At 62.7% G+C, this 16,878-nt stretch carries 15 protein-coding genes and 1 pseudogene; 9 read left to right on the forward strand and 7 right to left on the reverse strand.

Annotated features, from left to right (window positions below):
• Nucleotide 1: 1 nt before the first annotated feature.
• Entirely contained in the window at nt 2-691 is a 690-nt protein-coding gene (locus FFS45_RS20705) for a nitroreductase (RefSeq protein WP_137956499.1), read from the reverse strand.
• 273 nt (nt 692-964) lie between these two features.
• Between FFS45_RS20705 and FFS45_RS20710 the strand changes: the two genes are divergently transcribed.
• Nucleotides 965-2,191, forward strand: coding sequence for a hypothetical protein (locus tag FFS45_RS20710; RefSeq protein WP_249362867.1), 1,227 nt, complete (start codon nt 965-967; stop codon nt 2,189-2,191).
• Between the two features lie 255 nt (nt 2,192-2,446).
• The gene (locus FFS45_RS20715) at nt 2,447-3,226 is read left to right on the forward strand and encodes a hypothetical protein (RefSeq protein WP_137956500.1); all 780 of its coding nucleotides are present in this window, start codon (nt 2,447-2,449) and stop codon (nt 3,224-3,226) included.
• Between the two features lie 72 nt (nt 3,227-3,298).
• Here the strand turns inward: FFS45_RS20715 and FFS45_RS20720 are convergent.
• Nucleotides 3,299-3,766, reverse strand: a pseudogene (locus FFS45_RS20720) (TSUP family transporter); the annotation flags it as partial.
• Between the two features lie 418 nt (nt 3,767-4,184).
• Between FFS45_RS20720 and FFS45_RS20725 the strand changes: the two are divergent.
• The 3 genes from FFS45_RS20725 to FFS45_RS20735 all read left to right on the forward strand — a co-directional run bounded on the left by FFS45_RS20725 (nt 4,185) and on the right by FFS45_RS20735 (nt 6,279).
• Nucleotides 4,185-4,604, forward strand: coding sequence for a hypothetical protein (locus tag FFS45_RS20725; RefSeq protein ID WP_249362873.1), 420 nt, complete (start codon nt 4,185-4,187; stop codon nt 4,602-4,604).
• 206 nt (nt 4,605-4,810) lie between these two features.
• Nucleotides 4,811-5,824: a type II CAAX endopeptidase family protein gene (locus FFS45_RS20730; RefSeq protein WP_137956501.1), complete on the forward strand. Its 1,014-nt coding sequence runs from the start codon at nt 4,811-4,813 to the stop codon at nt 5,822-5,824.
• Complete coding sequence (locus tag FFS45_RS20735) at nt 5,824-6,279, forward strand: GNAT family N-acetyltransferase (RefSeq protein WP_137956502.1); 456 nt, start codon at nt 5,824-5,826, stop codon at nt 6,277-6,279. The genes FFS45_RS20730 and FFS45_RS20735 overlap by 1 nt, the downstream gene beginning before the upstream one ends.
• Before the next feature lie 29 nt (nt 6,280-6,308).
• Here the strand turns inward: FFS45_RS20735 and FFS45_RS20740 are convergent, their stop codons facing one another.
• Nucleotides 6,309-7,076: a ProQ/FinO family protein gene (locus FFS45_RS20740; RefSeq protein WP_137956503.1), complete on the reverse strand. Its 768-nt coding sequence runs from the start codon at nt 7,074-7,076 to the stop codon at nt 6,309-6,311.
• A gap of 184 nt (nt 7,077-7,260) precedes the next feature.
• Nucleotides 7,261-7,878, reverse strand: coding sequence for a TetR/AcrR family transcriptional regulator (locus FFS45_RS20745; RefSeq protein WP_137956504.1), 618 nt, complete (start codon nt 7,876-7,878; stop codon nt 7,261-7,263).
• Nucleotides 7,879-8,186: 308 nt separating this feature from the next.
• Between FFS45_RS20745 and FFS45_RS20750 the strand changes: the two genes are divergently transcribed.
• The 4 genes from FFS45_RS20750 (at nt 8,187) to FFS45_RS20765 (ending at nt 11,386) form a co-directional block, all read left to right on the forward strand.
• Nucleotides 8,187-8,498 (forward strand): hypothetical protein, encoded by a 312-nt coding sequence (locus FFS45_RS20750; protein ID WP_137956505.1) that lies wholly within the window; start codon nt 8,187-8,189, stop codon nt 8,496-8,498.
• A 53-nt stretch (nt 8,499-8,551) separates the two neighbouring features.
• On the forward strand, nt 8,552-8,857 hold the full coding sequence (locus FFS45_RS20755) for a HigA family addiction module antitoxin (protein ID WP_074296913.1): 306 nt from the start codon (nt 8,552-8,554) through the stop codon (nt 8,855-8,857).
• Nucleotides 8,858-9,069: 212 nt separating this feature from the next.
• Nucleotides 9,070-10,269, forward strand: a complete 1,200-nt coding sequence (locus tag FFS45_RS20760) for an MFS transporter (RefSeq protein ID WP_137956506.1) — start codon at nt 9,070-9,072, stop codon at nt 10,267-10,269.
• A 121-nt stretch (nt 10,270-10,390) separates the two neighbouring features.
• A complete protein-coding gene (locus FFS45_RS20765; protein ID WP_137956507.1) occupies nt 10,391-11,386 on the forward strand; it encodes an aldo/keto reductase in 996 nt (331 codons plus the stop codon).
• A gap of 45 nt (nt 11,387-11,431) precedes the next feature.
• Here FFS45_RS20765 and FFS45_RS20770 read toward each other — a convergent pair whose 3' ends face one another.
• From FFS45_RS20770 to FFS45_RS20780, 3 genes are all read right to left on the reverse strand, one after another.
• Nucleotides 11,432-12,208, reverse strand: a complete 777-nt coding sequence (locus FFS45_RS20770) for an ROK family protein (RefSeq protein WP_137956576.1) — start codon at nt 12,206-12,208, stop codon at nt 11,432-11,434.
• A 150-nt stretch (nt 12,209-12,358) separates the two neighbouring features.
• The gene (gene zwf / locus FFS45_RS20775) at nt 12,359-13,957 is read right to left on the reverse strand and encodes a glucose-6-phosphate dehydrogenase (RefSeq protein ID WP_137956508.1); all 1,599 of its coding nucleotides are present in this window, start codon (nt 13,955-13,957) and stop codon (nt 12,359-12,361) included.
• A 155-nt stretch (nt 13,958-14,112) separates the two neighbouring features.
• Nucleotides 14,113-16,836 carry a glucosidase gene (locus tag FFS45_RS20780; RefSeq protein ID WP_137956509.1) on the reverse strand — a complete coding sequence of 908 codons (2,724 nt, stop codon included), beginning with the start codon at nt 16,834-16,836 and terminating at the stop codon, nt 14,113-14,115.
• Nucleotides 16,837-16,878 lie beyond the last annotated feature (42 nt).

Genomic DNA, 16,878 nt, shown 5'->3' on the forward strand with positions numbered 1-16,878 from the left:
ACTATTCGAGGAACTTCGCAAACCGCTCGACAGGTTCGCGCTCGGTGCGCAGCTGGTTGACGCGCGCAGCCTGATCGGCCCAGCCGAGCGACATGCCGCACACCAGTTGCTCTTCATCGGGCAGATCAAGGTGGCTGGCAATCACCCGGTGAAACGGCGTGAAAGCGGCCTGCGGGCAGGTGTCGAGCCCGCGTCCACGCGCTGCAATCATGATGGCTTCGAGAAACATGCCGTAGTCGAGCCAGCTACCCTGCTCCATGATCCGGTCGATGGTAAAAAACAGTCCCACGGGCGCACCGAAAAACGCATAGTTACGCGCGTGCTGCGCATGCATTTTCGCCTTGTCGCCTTTCTCGATGCCCAACAGGCCGTAGAGATCCCAACCGATTTTCCTGCGCCGGTCGATATACGGCGACACCCATTCGCGCGGATAGTAACGGTAGTCTTCCTGATACAGGCTGTCGCGCTGCGGATCGTCATACGCGGCGAGCAAGGCCTGCGAAAGCTGCCCGAGCGTCTGCCCCGTCACGACATACACTTTCCACGGCTGAATATTTGTGCCCGATGGCGCCCGGCTCGCGGCTTCGAGGATCGCTTCTATTTCGGCTCGTGCCACCGGAGTCGGTAAAAACGCGCGGATCGAGCGCCGCGACTTCAATACCGCATCGATCCCGTTGACGGATTCCCTCATTCCGATGCCCTCTGCTGGGTGAGCCGCGCGGGCCCCGCCCCTTTGGCGGGTGGCCGCCTCGCGGTCCGGCGCAACGCCGGCTGGCGCCAGTCCTGGGGCGATTCTAGCCGGAGCCGCGCGCGCTTGCTGGCGAGGTCTTCAAGAATTGCCGCGCGAGGCCGTTATTCCTTACATGCCCAAAAACCAGGCGACTGACCGGCTGCGCTTCGCGGCGACGTTCCCGCCGCGCCCACCCGGTATGGCGCCCTTGACCGACTGCCTTCGCTCGCCTCAATGCCTTTGCTCAAGATGGGATTTCTCGACGCGCTGTTCGGACGCAAACCTTCGCCGGACGCATTCGCCGCCCTGTTTATCGAGGCGGTCAAACGGCGCGGCTTTGGCGCCACGCTGCGCTACAACGCCGACGAATACCGGCTCGAATACGGCGACAACGCCGTCTTCAATCTGCATCACGCGTACCGCGCCTATTGCGGCAGCGACAAGGCGCTGCGCGAGGAATCCCTGCAAGGGTTTGTCGTCACGCTGTGTTCGAGCCAGCAGGCGGCGCCCGAACATTTGTCAGACGCGCGCGCACGGCTACGCCCGCTGATCCGCGGCCGCAGCATGCTCGAAGACGTGCGCCTGCATCAGTTGCGCACGACGGGCCGGGACGCCACGTTCTCGCCGGCATGGCGCGCGTTCGGCGAGGACTGCGCGGTCCTGCTGGCGCTCGACTATCCCGAGTTCACCTCGACGCTAATGAGCGGGCCGGCGCAGTCATGGCACATCACCCTCGACGACGCACTCGCAATCGCGCGCGACAACCTGCGCGACATCACCCCCGACGCATTCGTCGAAGTGGCGCGCGGTGTCTATCGCGGCGACTGGCGCGACGGCTACGACGCGAGCCGGGTGCTGCTGCCGGACCTGCTGCACCGTGCGCCGGTGCACGGCTGTCCGGTCTTCATGATTCCCACCCGCGATGTCTTGCTTGTCACCAGCGACAAGGATGACGCCGGGCTTGCCGCGATGGTCGACGCAAGCCGCGAAGCTGCCCAGACCGGCCGCCCGGTGTCGCCGTTCATGTACTGCTACGACGACGACGGTCTGCGCCGCTTCACGCCGCCGCAGCGCGAAGTGGCGCGGCGTCTCGCGCAACTCGGCCTGCGTTATCGCAAGGACGACTACGACACGCAAAAAGCCGCGCTCGATCGTCTGCACACGCAGGAAGGACGCGATGTGTTCGTTGCCAACTATCTGCTGTACGGCAGCAAGGACGAAACCGGCGAGATGTTCTCGGCGGCGACGTGGACCGCGGGCGTGGAAACCCTGTTGCCCGAGGCCGAACGGATCGTGCTGGTGCAGCCCGAATCCGGCGAGACGCGCATCGTGCCGTGGCAGCGGATCGCGCCGCTGGTGGGCGGCCTGCTCGAAGAAGAACCGATGTATCCGGTGCGCTATCGCACCTGCGGTTTTCCCGACGCGGGGCAATTCGCGTCGTTTGCGCGCAGCGAAGCGTAGCAGCGCCGGGGGACGCTTCACGGTCGCTGAAGTGAACCGGTGCGCGGCTCACCGTGCTCACGCGCCCCGCCCCCGCCGCGGCTTGCCTTACCTCAGGAAAGGCAGTTTGCTCTTTCCGGCCCTTACAAACCATCAAACTCCACGGTCCTCTCTCCGATAACCCGTTCGATCAGGCTCGTGCCATCAAAGTGAATTCACCTTTCGATCGCGCACGCGCCGTTGCTATCCAACGTGTTTATCTGGAGGAAATGGACCATGCCATCCGATTCGTTCGGTCTGACCATGGCGTCGCTGCCGACGCCCACCACAACGTCGGTGTCGTCGCCGGACTCCACACCTGCCAAAAAGTCCACCGCAAGCGCCGACACCGCCACGACGTCGGGCACCAACAGCAGCAGCGACCCGTTGATGGCCGCGCTTCAGCAAACGCTTTCGCAGCTCGGCTACAGCATGCCCGCCGGCTCGCTGACTACGACGAGCAGCACTGGCGCGTCGGATGGCAGCACGGACAGCATCGGCGCGACCGGCACGGCCAATTCCGATGCGACCAGCACCGGCGCGCAGTTCCTCGCCGCGCTTTATCAGGCGCTGGCGTTGCAGCAATCGATCGCGGCAAGCGACGGCGGCGCTTCGTCCGGCAATGGCTCGGCTAGCGCGATTGCCAGCTTCAACGACTCGGCGTCCTCAGGAAGCGGCATCAGCGCCTATCGCGACCTTGGCTCACGGATTGCCGATCTGTCGAACGCATCGCGCGATTCGGTGAGCGACACGGACGACGCAGACGACACGGCGGGCGAATGGGACATCGAGATCGACGATGTATCCGAAACCTCGGAGCCGGACGAAGCGGATGACGAAGATCCCATGGATACCGCGATGTCGAATCTGAGCGACGCCTTGCAGGCGCACGTCGCCGCGCTCGATCAAGATCCGGGTGCGACGGTCACGCTTTCCGATGTCCTCGACGGCCTCTCGGGTAGCGCCGGCACCTTGAACTGGCAGCCGGTCGGCGGGCTGCTCGACGTGTCGGCCTGAGACCAACGGCGGTCACGGTTCGCCCGGGGCGGCGAGCGCCTAGAGCACTCCTGACTTCCAGATCATCTGCGCCGCGGCCCCGAAGCCGAGCACGAAGCCGACCGGCTTCGCGATTCCCGGCGACAACGTAAGCCGCGGCGACGCAAACAGCAACAACGCTGCGACGATCAGCAAAATACCGGCAGCGGCTTGCGCGCGATGCGGCGCGAGCGAGATCAGCATCGTCACCCCGACGATATTGCCGAACACCGTACCGGCCAGCGGCGCCGCGATCCGCCGCACCGTGGCAAGCATCTGACCGCCTTCGAACGCCTGCGGAATGTTGCCGAGGATGATCGGCATCGAGAGCAGCAACACGGCCTGCTTGATCGGCAGGAAGTGGCTGAGAATCGGCATTGCGACCAGCGGCACGCCGATGCTGACCACGCCCTTGACCATGCCGCCCAACAGCAGCGCGAGCACGATGCCGAGCAGCGCCCAGGCATCGAGGGTCTGCAAGGCGGAGCCTAAAACGCCGTCGGAAAGATTGATGTGAACCATGGTGGAGTCTGTCCGCTATGACTGCGGAGTGGCGACTTCGGGCATCGCGCAGTGGAATTCGTGTCTTGGCCGGCGCGTCCCGTAATCCGCGGCGGCCCAAACTGACAGGCGCCCGTGCCCGCCGGAGCCGCATGATACCCCGGCGCGCACCGCGCCGCGCACGGTTCGCCCTGGCGGGTGCCGGCATGCTTTGGCGCACTGGCGGGCCGGCTTCGGCACCGCTGCGGCCTTACTTCTCCTTACCAACACTAAAGTTAGGTTTCTGCAAGGTCGAAAAGACCGGTAAGGCGAGATCGCACCGATAACAAGGGCTGTCCGCCACGCCGGCACATAGGCCGGCGTGGCGGACGGGCCCTGCCAGGGAAGCCGCTTGTGCCCAGCCGCGCAACCCTGAACAAGAGGATGAGGAAAGATTGCCATGCAAATCAGCAACGCTGGGTCGTCACCTGCGCTGACGTCATCGGGGACTAGCGCGACTGTCGGGACTATCGGGACCACCACACCGGAACTGGACACGGCGTCCGCAAACAGCACCGATACCGATTCAACCACGACGGATACGTCGGCAACCTCAACCACCACGACCCCGAGCCAGGACGCAGCCGTGAGCATTTCGCCCGAGGGCGCGGCGCTAGCAGCACAGGACCCCGGCACGGCAGATACTTCGGATGACTCCGGCAATACGGCCAACGTTTCGCCACTCAAGTCGTTCACTTATGGCACGTTGGGACTCGAGCGCCCCGACCAGCCGCAAGACAATCAGAATGCGTTCTACACCGCCGGCCGCTGGCTGGCGGCGGGACTCACCATCGGGGGCATCATCTCGCTGCTGGTGTGACGAAGGCCCCGCCTCGCGCAGAGCTGGGAAAGTTCGAGTCCTAAGTATTTATGACGTTGGCACAACGCATAAAACGACGTTACAGTATTGCGCTTAAGCCGATCGAGTGTGATACACCGCGCATCAATGACACGGTCGCATGATCAAACCGTGAGCGCGCGACCCGGCTGGTCCCTTGTAACGTCGTCATCTGAACGGAGGCTTTCTTGGACGACTCCCTCACGCAGTCTGCGGATCAAAGCAAAAACGACACACCTGCAGCGCGGCGCAAACAACGGTTGCGCTGGGTCTTCGTGGGGCCGAATGGAATGCGGGCAGGCTGGGGCATCGTGGTGTTCATCGCGATGGTCGTGGCAATTGCCTTCGGCATTTCGAAGCTATTGAATTTTTTCTTTGGACATATTCCCCATAGCGCGACGCTGCTGACGACGCGGGGCATCTACATTGGCGAGAGCGTCCAGCTCGCGGCTCTGATAGGCGCATTAGCCGTGGTGTCGGCCATCGAACGGCGTCCGATACTGTCCTTCGGCCTGCAAGGTTCAGCCGGATGGGCACGCTTTGCAGGCGGTCTGATATGCGGTTTCGGTTCAATCAGCCTGGTAGTGCTGATTTTCCTGCAGATGCACCTGCTGACGCTCGATTCACCCACCACGCATGGCGCAACACTGTGGACACACGGAATCGTCTGGGGCGGCGCCTTTCTGCTGGTCGCACTCGCCGAGGAGTCCGCACTGCGTGGCTACCTGCAATACACGCTGACCCGCGGCATAGGTTTCTGGTGGGGCGCGCTGCTGCTCTCGATCCTGTTCGGCGGCCTGCACGGTTCCAATCCGGGCGAAACGCCTGTGGGGCTCATTTCCGCGGGCGGCTTCGGCATCGTGCTATGCCTGAGCCTCTGGTACACCGGTTCGCTGCTCTGGGCGATCGGCTTTCATGCAGCGTGGGATTGGGGGCAATCGTACTTCTACGGCACCTCCGATAGCGGCACGCTGCTCGATACGCGCCTCTATACCGCCCACCCGATCGGCAACATCCTGCTGAGCGGCGGCAAGACCGGACCGGAGGGCAGTGTGCTGGTGCTCGTGCTGCTGGTGGTAATGGGGCTGGCGATGTGGTTGTGGTGGGGACGCCGGACTACCTCGCCATTCAGCGGCGGCGGCTGGCGACCGGCACGCAGCAACGGCAACCGTGAGCGCCGCCTTTTCTCCAAAGCCGCCTGATGATGATCGAAGAAGTTCAGGCCTGCGATGAATCGGGCCTCGAAGCGATGATGCTGCACACCATCCGGACCAGCGTGAGGATGGACGAGGCGGAGATGGCTGGCGTCGTTGCCAATGTTCTCGCCAACATGCGCTGGGCATTCGACCATGCGCAGCAGTGTGTACACCTGAAATGCGTCGATGAAGGACGCATTCTCGGTGTCGTGCTGGTGAAGAATTTCTGGAACCTGTGCAGCCTGTTTGTGGAGCCGCACCACCACCGGCGCGGCGTGGGTCGCAGCTTGATCGAAGCGGCGGTCAAACGGTGCGCGCCACGCAACGAACGGCAGTATCTGCAGGTTAACGCGGCGCCGAACGCCATTGAGTTTTATCGCTCGATGGGCTTTGCGAAGCTGGAAGATGCGAGGGTATTCGGCACGAGTACGCCGATGGCGCTGCCGCTAGGCGCCCAGTAGGGCGTGACGCGGCAGCGTCGATGCGGCAGTTATTGAACCGCGCGGTCCTGTTGGGCCGCACTGTCTTGCTGAGCCTCCTGCTGAGCTGTAGCGTCCTTCTGCTCAGCGGTGCCGTCTTGCTGAACTGCGTGCTCCTGATGGGCCGGGCTCGCTTGAGCAGCATTGTCTTGCTGCGCGACAACTGATTGCTTCGCCGCACCGTCTTGCCCGGCCTCCGCCGCTTGCGGTGCAACGCCTTGCTGCGCAGCCGCCCCGCCCGGTTGGGCCGCGCCGCCTTGCGCAGCATTCTTCGTCTTTTGCCGCTTGGCCTGCAATCCGCGAGCGCGCGCTGCTTCCGCCGGCAGCACCTGACCGGCATCCTGACCGTTCAAGTCCACACGCATCGCGTTGTCGACGATGCACGCCCAGTAACGGCTACCCCAGCACCACACCTTGATAGCTTCGCGCAGTGCCGCTTCGTCCAGGCCGAGTTCTGCGGAGTGTTCGAGCAGATCCTTGAAAATGCCGACCTTCAACGGCAGTTTCGGCGCTGGATTCTTGGGGAACGCTTTCGGAAAACGTTTCTGCAGCTTGCCAATAGACAGCACCACCGGGTCGACCGGTTTAGATTTCTGCGCGGGCGCGGGGCGCGCAGGCGCAGCGCGGCCTGGCTTGGCCTGCTGCTTGGCTGGCTTAGCGGGTTCGGCCGGCTTGGCGGGCCTCGCCGGTCTGGCTTGCTTCGCTTGCCTGGCTACGCGTTTCTCTTCAGCCTGTTTCGCCAGTTGCTCTTTCAGCGCGGCGAGTTGTTCAAAGCCCATGATGCAGTCTACGACGAGGAAAATGCGTGGATTGTAGCAGTTCGAACGGAAAGCGATATTTGCACGTACAGCGCATCGCCACGCGCCGCGCGCCTCTCCGTCTCAGGGCCCGTGGGCGCCACAATCGGCGCAGCTTCACGGTGCCGCGCGAGCCTGCGCGATTGGCGCAACCGCCTCCCCAACACTATGCGTCGGCCTCCGCCTGAGCCGCAAGCAGATAGACGCGTACGAGATGCCTGATTTCCGCGTGAAGCAAGCGGCGTGCCGCCGGTTTTTCATCGGCGACGACAGCCACGCCCTTGAGCACATGCAGAAGAACGACGGCCATGGTTTCCGACTTCGCCTTGGCCATCCCCGGAATCACCGTGCGTAAAACGCCCGCCAATCCGTTGCGCATCGCCTGACGAAACTTGACGCGCCGCTCGTCGCTGCCGCCGCGCGCGTCGAGCAGCGTACCCGCAAAACTACGCTGCGATTGCTGCGACACCATGAAATCCACCAGCGCATCGGCCAGCACCTCGAGCGTCATGGCGGGTGCCCGCGCCGCGAGTGCTGCGAAGCGATCTGTCACGTGTTGCGCATAGTTGAGCAGCAACGCATCGGCAAGAACTTCCTTGGAGGGAAAAAACCGGTACAGCGATCCGATTGCCGTCCCGGAGCGCGCCGCAATCTCGGTCATCGTGGCCGCGTCGTAACCCTTTTCGGTGAACACGGCGACGCCGGCTTCCATGATCGCCGCTACGCGCAGATGTCCGCGCTGCCGCTTCGGTTCGTGTGCGCCCGTGGCGAGTGTGGTTGGCATGTCAGTTCGTCCCATCTACCGGTGTTTCGTCAGAATCGCGCCTCGCATGTTAGCGCCGCGGCTCGCGAACACCCAAGCTTTCTATTCGCACACACGGGCACAAACGCCGATCCAGTCGATCAGCCGTGAGAGCGAGGTTTGACTTATGCGAGGATAGCCTCTAGTATTTTATGCGAGGACATCCTCGCATATCTACGAATATCAGCGCTCGCCGGGCATCTTTGACTGTCTGCCTTGCCGTCTCTGTTAGCGGCATGAAAGCAGTCTTGCAGTGGCAGGCGGATTTCCACTCTTTCTCCAGGTCATTCATGCACTACGTCGCCACTTTTTTCGCCGGTGCTTTTCTTTGCAATTGCGTCCCCCATCTCGTCGCGGGCATCCAGGGCATGCCGTTTCCCACTCCGTTTGCCAAACCCCACGGCGTCGGCGACTCATCGGCGCTGGTGAACTTTCTGTGGGGATTTTTCAATCTGCTGATCGCCCTTTACCTGTTCTCACTCCGCCCGTTCGCATTGGCATTCACGCCCGAGCTGATTGCACCGCTCGCCGGTGCGCTGGTAATCGGCGTGCCGATGTCGGTGCATTTCGGCAAGGTCTGGGGAGACAAGCACGCCCAATGACAAGCAGCGCTTGTCAGTTGACGAATGCCACATTCGTCGATATTGTTCGGTCCATGGCCGATTCAGAATTCATCCACCCGGGCGTTACCGTCCGTCAGAACTGCCTTGAGCGGTTCAATTTGACCGTCACCGAGGGTGCGCTGGTTCTGGGCGTCAGTCGCCAGGCGTTGACCAATCTGTTGAGCGGCAAGGCAGGCATCTCCCCGGAGATGGCGCTGCGGCTCGACAAGGCGTTCGGCGGCGGCGCTGAAACCTGGTTGCAAAGGCAAGTGCTTCACGATCTCGCGAAGGCGCGCCTGCGGCTCGACGAACTCAACGTCGTGCCAATGGTCTCCGCTCAACAACCGGCGTTGTTCTAGACTCCGGCCCATCGAAGATCGGCAAGATCCGCGTTACCCGTAATACCCGTCGGCAAACTGCACTGAACCCTTGAGCAATCCAGGGTTCGTGCTGCTTCGCCCTGATTTTTTAGTATTCCTCATTTAATTATTCGAAACGCTTCGAAGGCCTTGTTGCGCCCTGCTGCTTTAGCGTGGGCTGAGGGCCTTTGTGCATCATATTGAGAGTGAATATGCCGAACAATCGTCGCTTCCATCTATTTCTGACCGGTAGTTTCTTTACAAGCTTTGGCGGCTGGATCAACTTTCTCGCGATTCTCAACATCGCGACCTTTCGCTTTAACGCCAATCCGTTCGATCTGGTCATCCTCAGTGCCGCCTTGCTGATACCGCCCATTTTGCTCACACGCAGCATCAGCAGGGTCTGCGAGCGCCATGCAAGCACAAAGGTTCTGGTTGTCGCGTTGGCGCTCACGCTGTGCACTACCGCGGCACTGCTTTGGGTCAGCAGTTTCGTCGCCTTTCTGCTGGTGGTCGCACTCAAGTCGGCCGCGCTCGGTTTCACCGATCCCGCCGAGACCGTCTACGTCACCACCAGCGTTGCAGAGGCACAGCAAAGCCGCGCATTCCGGCTGCTGAACCTGGCCCAGAGCGTGGCGAAGATCTGTGCGCCTGCCGCCGGTGGCATCGTGGGTGCATTCGCCGGCGACAATCGCACGATGCTGGTGTCGATCGTGTTCATTTGCGGAGCCATCGTCATGATGCTGGCCTCGGCGTCGCACAGCAAAGCGTTGCCGGCGGCGTCCCCGGAAAAGGCGGCTGAGCGTGTGCGCTTTCGTGGTCCCATCATGCCGCTCCTGCTGTGCGTCGGCATTTACTTCGCGCTGTCCGCGGCCGTCAACAACCAGTTTCCGCTGATGTTGCGCAATCAGGGTTTCGACAAGTCCGTGCTCGGCATCCTCGTCTCCTGCTCTGCCTTGGGTGGTGTGCTCGGCAGCCTGTTGCCGACGGGACGCAAGGCGAAGCAGGCGGGACTGGGGGCGCTGCTCACGCCTGCGCTCGCCTGCTGCGCCTTGTTCATCGCGGTAGGCGGAATCTTCCGCTTGCCCTTGCGTCCGGCCGAACTGATGCTGGCCGCTGCGTTCTTTGCGACCGGCTTGGTGGGCGCCCGTTTCAAGGTCGAGTGCCGGCTCTTTATCGCCCGCCGGCTTGCGAACCAGGTGCCGGGGGCCAGCGCGGCGCTGCAGTCTGCCGGCATGTGCATGCAGTTCGTCGCACCTGGCATCGGTGCGGTGCTGACAAGTCTGCTCTCTACAGGCGATGTGTTCATCGTGCTTGGTAGTTTTTCAGCAGCGTGTCTCGTCGCGGTGGCGATGTACTTTGCCAAGCGGCCGCATACAGTTGAACCGCGCGCTGCAGTTGTGCCCGATTGAGGCATTGGCAGCACGGCCGCGCTGCTTGCTCGCTTGCCCTCCCGCCGACGCCACTCAGCGATAAGCGCTATGCTCTTCGCTTCACGCATCTGGCAGTCTTGTCCCTCTCGCGGAGTTCACCATGCAATACCGTAAATTCGGCCGCACTGGCCTTAGCGTTTCACGTCTGTGCCTCGGCACCATGACGTTCGGCTTGCAAACCGAAGAATCCGTTTCACACCGCATTCTCGATAAAGCGGCAGAGGCCGGTGTCAACTTCATCGACACGGCGGACGTCTACCCGCTCGGCGGCGGCGAAGATCTTGCGGGGCGCACCGAAGAAATCGTTGGCCGCTGGCTGAAAGGCAAACGTGAGCGCTTTATCGTCGCCACCAAGGCGGTGGGGAAGGTCGGACCGTCGCCGTGGGACCAGGGCGCCTCGCGCAAGCATCTGCTCGATGCAATCGACGCCTCGCTGCGCCGTCTCGGCACCGATTACGTCGATCTGTACCAGTTGCACTCCGACGACCAGGAGACCCCGCTCGATGAAACCCTTGAGGCGCTCGACCTGATCGTGCGCTCAGGCAAAGCACGCTATGTGGGCGTTTCGAATTTTCTGGCCTACCGTTTGGCGCGCGCCCTCGGACGCGCGGACGTGCTCCGCGTGGCCCGCTTCGTCTCCTTACAGCCGCGCTATAACCTGCTGTTCCGGCAAATCGAGCGCGAGTTGCTGCCGCTAGCCGGCGAGGAACAGCTCGCGGTCATACCGTACAACCCGCTGGCGGGCGGCCTGCTGACCGGCAAGCACCGGCACGACGCGCCGCCTGCGGCCGGCCGCTTTACGGCAACGGTCGGCAAAGCCGGGGAGATGTATCAGCAGCGCTACTGGCATCAGCGCGAATTCGAAACCATCGACAAGCTGCGCGCAATCGCGCAGCAGTCCGGCGCCTCGCTGACGAAAACCTCGGTTGCGTGGGTGCTGGCGAATCCGCTCGTCACCTCGGCGATCCTCGGCGCAAGCAATCCCGATCAGTTGACGGATACGCTCAGTGCTATCGACCTGACGCTCGACGCCGAGTTAAAGGCGCAGCTCGACGATGTGACGCACGAGTACCGCTGGGGCGACGCCGCGCGCTAACGCCTATGTGCTGTTTGCGTGCGCAACGAATGTTGCGCACGCGCCTCACTTGAACGCGCCCGTCCGCTGGGTCGCTTCCGGCAGTTGCCGGGTATCGCGCCACGAACGCGGATGCCAGAGTTTTGCGCCACCTTCAATACCCGCGTCGTTCGATACGACCGCCACGTTCTCCGGCAGCTTGAAATTCAGGCGCGCGGCGTTGCCGCCGCCGATCCATAGCTTGTCGTAGTTCACCAGCGAGGCAAGAATGCCGATCACTTTCTCGACGCGGCGATTCCAGCGCTTGTTGCCCGCCTGCACGCGCGCGGCGTCGCCAATGTATTCGTCGTAAGCGCGATTCTTGCTGACCGGGTGATGCGCCAGCTCCAGATGCGGCATCAACTCGCCGTCGCGAAACAGCGCCGTGCCCGCGCCCGTGCCGAGCGTCAGCACGAATTCGATGCCGTGACCTTGGATCGCCGCGAAGCCCTGCACCTCGGCGTCGTTGATCATGCGCACCGGCAAACCGCCCAGCCGCGTGGCCAGAGACTCGGCAATCGGGATATCGTGCCACCCCACGTCGCCGAAGTGCGGCGCGGTCAGCACGCGGTTGTTACGGACCACGCCAGGGAAGCCGATCGAGATGCGCGTCGGCGGATGCTCGGCAATCAGCGGCTGAACCAGCTTTGCAAGCGTATCGACCAGTTGCTCGGGTGTGCACGGATGCGGCGTTGCCACGCGCAGGCGCTCGGTGAGCATCTTGCCGTGGGCATCGATGATGGCCGCCTTTAGCCCCGTGCCACCTACATCGATGGCGAGAATCTGCTCCGCACCGCGCTTCACCGCGCCCTTGGTGGCCGATTTAGCGGCGGCACGTCTGGCCGGAGTTTTGGCGGTGCCGGCAGCAGTACCGGCAGCACTGCTCTTGACGCTAGCTTTGACATTGGTCTTACGTGTCGCCACGGTGGTCCCCTGGTGGTGTGTTGTTGGGCGTTACTTCTTTGCGTTTGCGTTCACGTCCTTGCTCAATGGACGCCATGTATGGCCTCCGCGCGCCAGCAGGGCATCGGTTTCGGCCGGACCCGCGCTGCCCGCCGGGTAGCCGTGCACGGGCAGCGGACTGCCCTTCGGATGCAGCACGTCGTCCACCGCGGCCCAGCTCGTCTCGATGCTATCGGCACGTTGAAACAGCGTCTCGTCGCCTAGCATGCAGTCGTACAACAACGTTTCGTAGCCGACGTTAGGCTGTTCCTCGAAAAAATCGCCATAGTTGAACGACGACTGCACGGCGCCGATCTGCATCACCGGTCCCGGTGTTTTCACGTTGAAATCGAAACTCGTGCCATGCGTCGGATCGATACGCAAGGTCAGCACGTTGGGCGTCAGCGCATCCACAGGGGTGTCGCGAAACAGACGGAACGGCACCGCCTTCAGTTGCACGGATATCTCCGTGCGACGCACCGTGAGCCGCTTGCCGGTGCGCAGATAGAACGGCACGCCGGCCCAACGCCAGTTTTCGATGAACACCCGTGCGGCCGCATAGGTTTCGGTCTGACTGCCGGCTGCCACGTCCGGTTCCTCGCGATAGCCTTGCCCTGCGGGCCCTCTCTCGTACTGTCCGAATACGACGTCGTCGGTTTTCAACGGCTGGATTGCGTCGAAGATATCGGCCTTCTTGTCGCGCACCGCTTCGGCGTCGAAGGAATTGGGCGGCTCCATGGCCACCATGCCGAGCAACTGAAACAGGTGGTTCGGCAGCATGTCGCGAAACGCGCCGGTCTGCTCGTAGAACTTGCCGCGCCCTTCCACGCCTATGGTTTCCGACGCGGTGATCTGCACGCACTCGATATACTCGCGCCGCCAGACCGGTTCGAACAACGCGTTGGCGAAGCGCACGGCGAGTATGCTCTGCACCGTGTCTTTGCCGAGAAAGTGGTCGATGCGATAGACCTGCTCTTCTTTCGCATAACTCAGGATATGCTCATTGAGATCGCGTGCAGACGCCAGATCAGTGCCAAACGGTTTTTCGATCACAATGCGGCGAAAACCCGCGCCGCCGTCGCCCTCCTTGAGCAAGCCCGCTTTGCCGAGGTGCTCCACAATCGGCTTGAAGAAGCGCGAACTGACTGCGAGATAAAACACCACGTTGCCGCCAGGCGTGTTGTCGAGCTTCTGCTTGAGGCTGCTGAAGGTATCGTCGCTTTCGAACTCGCCGGCCATATATTCGAGCCGCTGCGCGAGTGATCCCCAAGCCTTGTCATCGAGCTTCGAGGTATGGAACGTGCTGGCCTTGTCGGCAGCAAACTGCTGCAGCGCCTTGAACAGGTCGTCGCGCCATGCACGGGTCTCCATCTGGCCGTGATTCACGCCGATGACCTTGGTCTTTTCATCGAGCAGGCCGTCCACCGTCAGGTTATACAGTGCAGGCATCAACAGGCGTTTGGTGAGATCGCCGCCCGCGCCGAAGATCACCAGCGTGCAAGGCGGCGCGGGGTGCTTGCCGGCCGGGACAACGGGAGTGGAGGCCTGCGCGCCGCTGGCCGCGGTGGCAGAGGAGGCGCTTGAATCAGGTGCGTTCGCAGGAGTCGACATGGGGTTCACTTGATCGAAGGAAGCCAATGAAACGGGCGTGGCAATACATAAAAGACCAGGCCCGCCGCCGCACAGTTCAAAAACAATCGCGTATCGTCTGCTTGCAGGGGTCTGTACCCCCTCGGTCCCCTACTCCTTCAAGGCATCACACCTGCCTACTTGGTGGCAAGCGCCGCTTCGACATCGCCGGTCACCGGGACGTTGCCCGCTTCGCCCATCACGCGCGGCTGCAGCAACAGCGCGACGAGCCCGCTCCAGCCGGTCTGGTGCGAGGCGCCGACGCCGCGCCCATTGTCGCCGTGAAAGTATTCGTGAAACAGCACGAGATCGCGTGAACGCGGGTCCGCCTGCAGCAGCGGATACGCGCCCATCACCGGGCGCTCGCCGTTGCTGTCCTTGAGAAACAGCGTGGTGGCGCGCCGCGCGAGCTGGTCGGCAATTTCGCTTAGCGAGAACTTCTGGCTCGAACCGGTCGGAAACTCAACACGGAAATCGTCGCCGTAATAGCGGTGAAACTCATATAACGACTCGATCAGCAGGTAATTGACCGGCATCCAGATCGGCCCACGCCAGTTCGAATTGCCGCCGAACACACGCGAGTCCGACTCGGCCGGCAGATACTTGACGCAAAAGCTGTCACCGTTATGCCTGTACACGAACGGCTCGTCACGGTGCACTCGCGAGAGCGCCCGCACGCCGTGATCGGAAAGAAACTCTGACTCGTCGAGGGCACGGCGCAACAACGCCTTCATGCGATGCCCGCGCAGCAGCGACAGCAGCAGGTTGTTGCCCTTACCCGGCTCGTTCCAGCGCGAGACCAGCTTGGCAAGATCCGGACGGTGCTCGAGAAACCATATGAGCCGGTCGCGCAAGCCCGGCAGGTTGCCGTGCAGGCGCTCTTCGAGGACGTGCACCGCAAACATCGGAATCAGGCCGACAATCGAGCGCAGCCGCATCGGCTCGTTCGTGCCATCGGGCAGTCTTAGCTTGTCGTAGAAGAATTCGTCTGCGCTATCCCATAGGCCGGTGTCGCAGCCGTCGTCGCAACTGACGGCCTCCGCGATGTACAGGAAGTGCTCGAAGAACTTCACGCCAATATCGACGAACACGTGATTGGCAAACGCCAGTTCCAGCGCAATCCGCATCAGATCGAGCGCGTAGGCCGCCATCCATGCGGTGCCGTCGGCCTGGTCGATGTGGCCGCCGGTCGGCAGCGGCGAGGAGCGGTCGAAAATGCCGACGTTGTCGAGCCCAAGAAAGCCGCCCTGGAAAATGTTGTGGCCGTCGGCGTCCTTGCGGTTCACCCACCACGAAAAATTCAGCAGCAGCTTGTGAAACACCAGTTCGAGGAAATCGCGGTCGCCTTTGCCGGTCAGCGCCCGGTCGATTTCATAGACACGCCACGCGGCCCACGCATGCACCGGCGGATTGGCGTCGCCAAGCGCCCACTCGTAAGCCGGTATCTGACCGTTGGGATGCTGATAGCGATCCTTGACCAGCAGCAGCAACTGACGCTTGGCAAACTCCGGATCGATCAGTGCGAACGCGGCTGCATGAAACGCCAGATCCCAGGACGCGTACCAAGGGTATTCCCACTTGTCGGGCATCGAGACGATATCTGCGTTGCACAGATGCCGCCAATCGGTATTGCGGCCGCGCTTGCGGCTCGCCGGAGGCGTGGGCTGCGCAGGATCGCCGTCGAGCCAGCGCTGCACGTCGAACTGGTAGTACTGCTTCGACCACAGCATGCCGGCCAGCGCCTGCCGTTGGACAAGCCGCGCATCCGGGTCGTGCATGTCGTGCTGCAACGCCGCATAGAACGCATCGGCTTCAGCGAGGCGGCGGGCAAACAGGGCGTCGACGTCGAGCGGCACGTCATCCGGCGCGGATTCCGGGCGCCAGCGCAGATAGACCACAGCGCGGCCATGCGGCGCCAGCTCGAGCGGCGCATGCGCCGCGGCCTTGCTGCCGGCGTCGGCTCGCACGGCCTGGGTATCGCCGGCGACGAGGTAGTCGTTGATGCCGTCCTTGAACGGTCCCGCGCCGTCCATACCGAACAGACGCTTGACGTTGGTATCGTTCTCGCAGAAGAGCCAGGTCAGCGCGGGCGTGTCTTTCGACCATGCGGTGACCACGATCGGATCATGCCCATGCTGACGCCCGATCAGATGCGTTTCACCGTGTGCCGTCTGTCTGGAAAGCGATGGCCGCTCTTGCGTGCCTTTCCACGACCACGTATTGCGCGCCCAGATCTGCGGCAGCACGTCGAGCGAGGCGGACTGGTCGGCGCGGTTCTCGACCGTGACGCGCATCACGATGTCGTCGGGTGTGTGCTTGGCGTATTCGATCTGTACGTCGAAATAGCGGCAGTCGTCGAACACGCCGGTATCGAGAACTTCGTACTCGGGCATGTCGGGGCCGCGCCGGGCGTTTTCCTGCACCAGGTCGCTATACGGAAACGCGCTGTGCGGGTACTTGTACAGCATCCGCATATAAGAATGGGTGGGCGTGCCGTCGAGGTAGAAATACAGCTCCTTGACGTCCTCGCCGTGATTGCCCTGCGCATTGGTGAGACCGAACAGACGTTCCTTGAGGATGGTGTCGTGGCGGTTCCAGAGCGCGAGCGAGACGCACCAGTTCAGCTTGTCGTCGCCAAAGCCGGCAATGCCGTCTTCGCCCCAGCGATAGGCACGGCTGCGCGCGTGGTCATGCGGGAAATAGTCCCACGCGGTACCGCCCGGGCTGTAATCCTCACGTACCGTGCCCCATTGACGCTCGCTCAGATACGGGCCCCAGCGCTGCCAGTGAGCACATTCCCTGGAGTGCAGGCGGGCGCCTTCGATGGTGGCGAGCAGATTGGCGGCACGCAGCGGCGGCATGGAGCGTTCCCTTGCTTTTCGAGCTTAGCGGTGGGACTCACA

Origin of the sequence: Burkholderia sp. 4M9327F10 (assembly GCF_005503145.1) — a bacterium.
GTDB lineage: Bacteria > Pseudomonadota > Gammaproteobacteria > Burkholderiales > Burkholderiaceae > Paraburkholderia.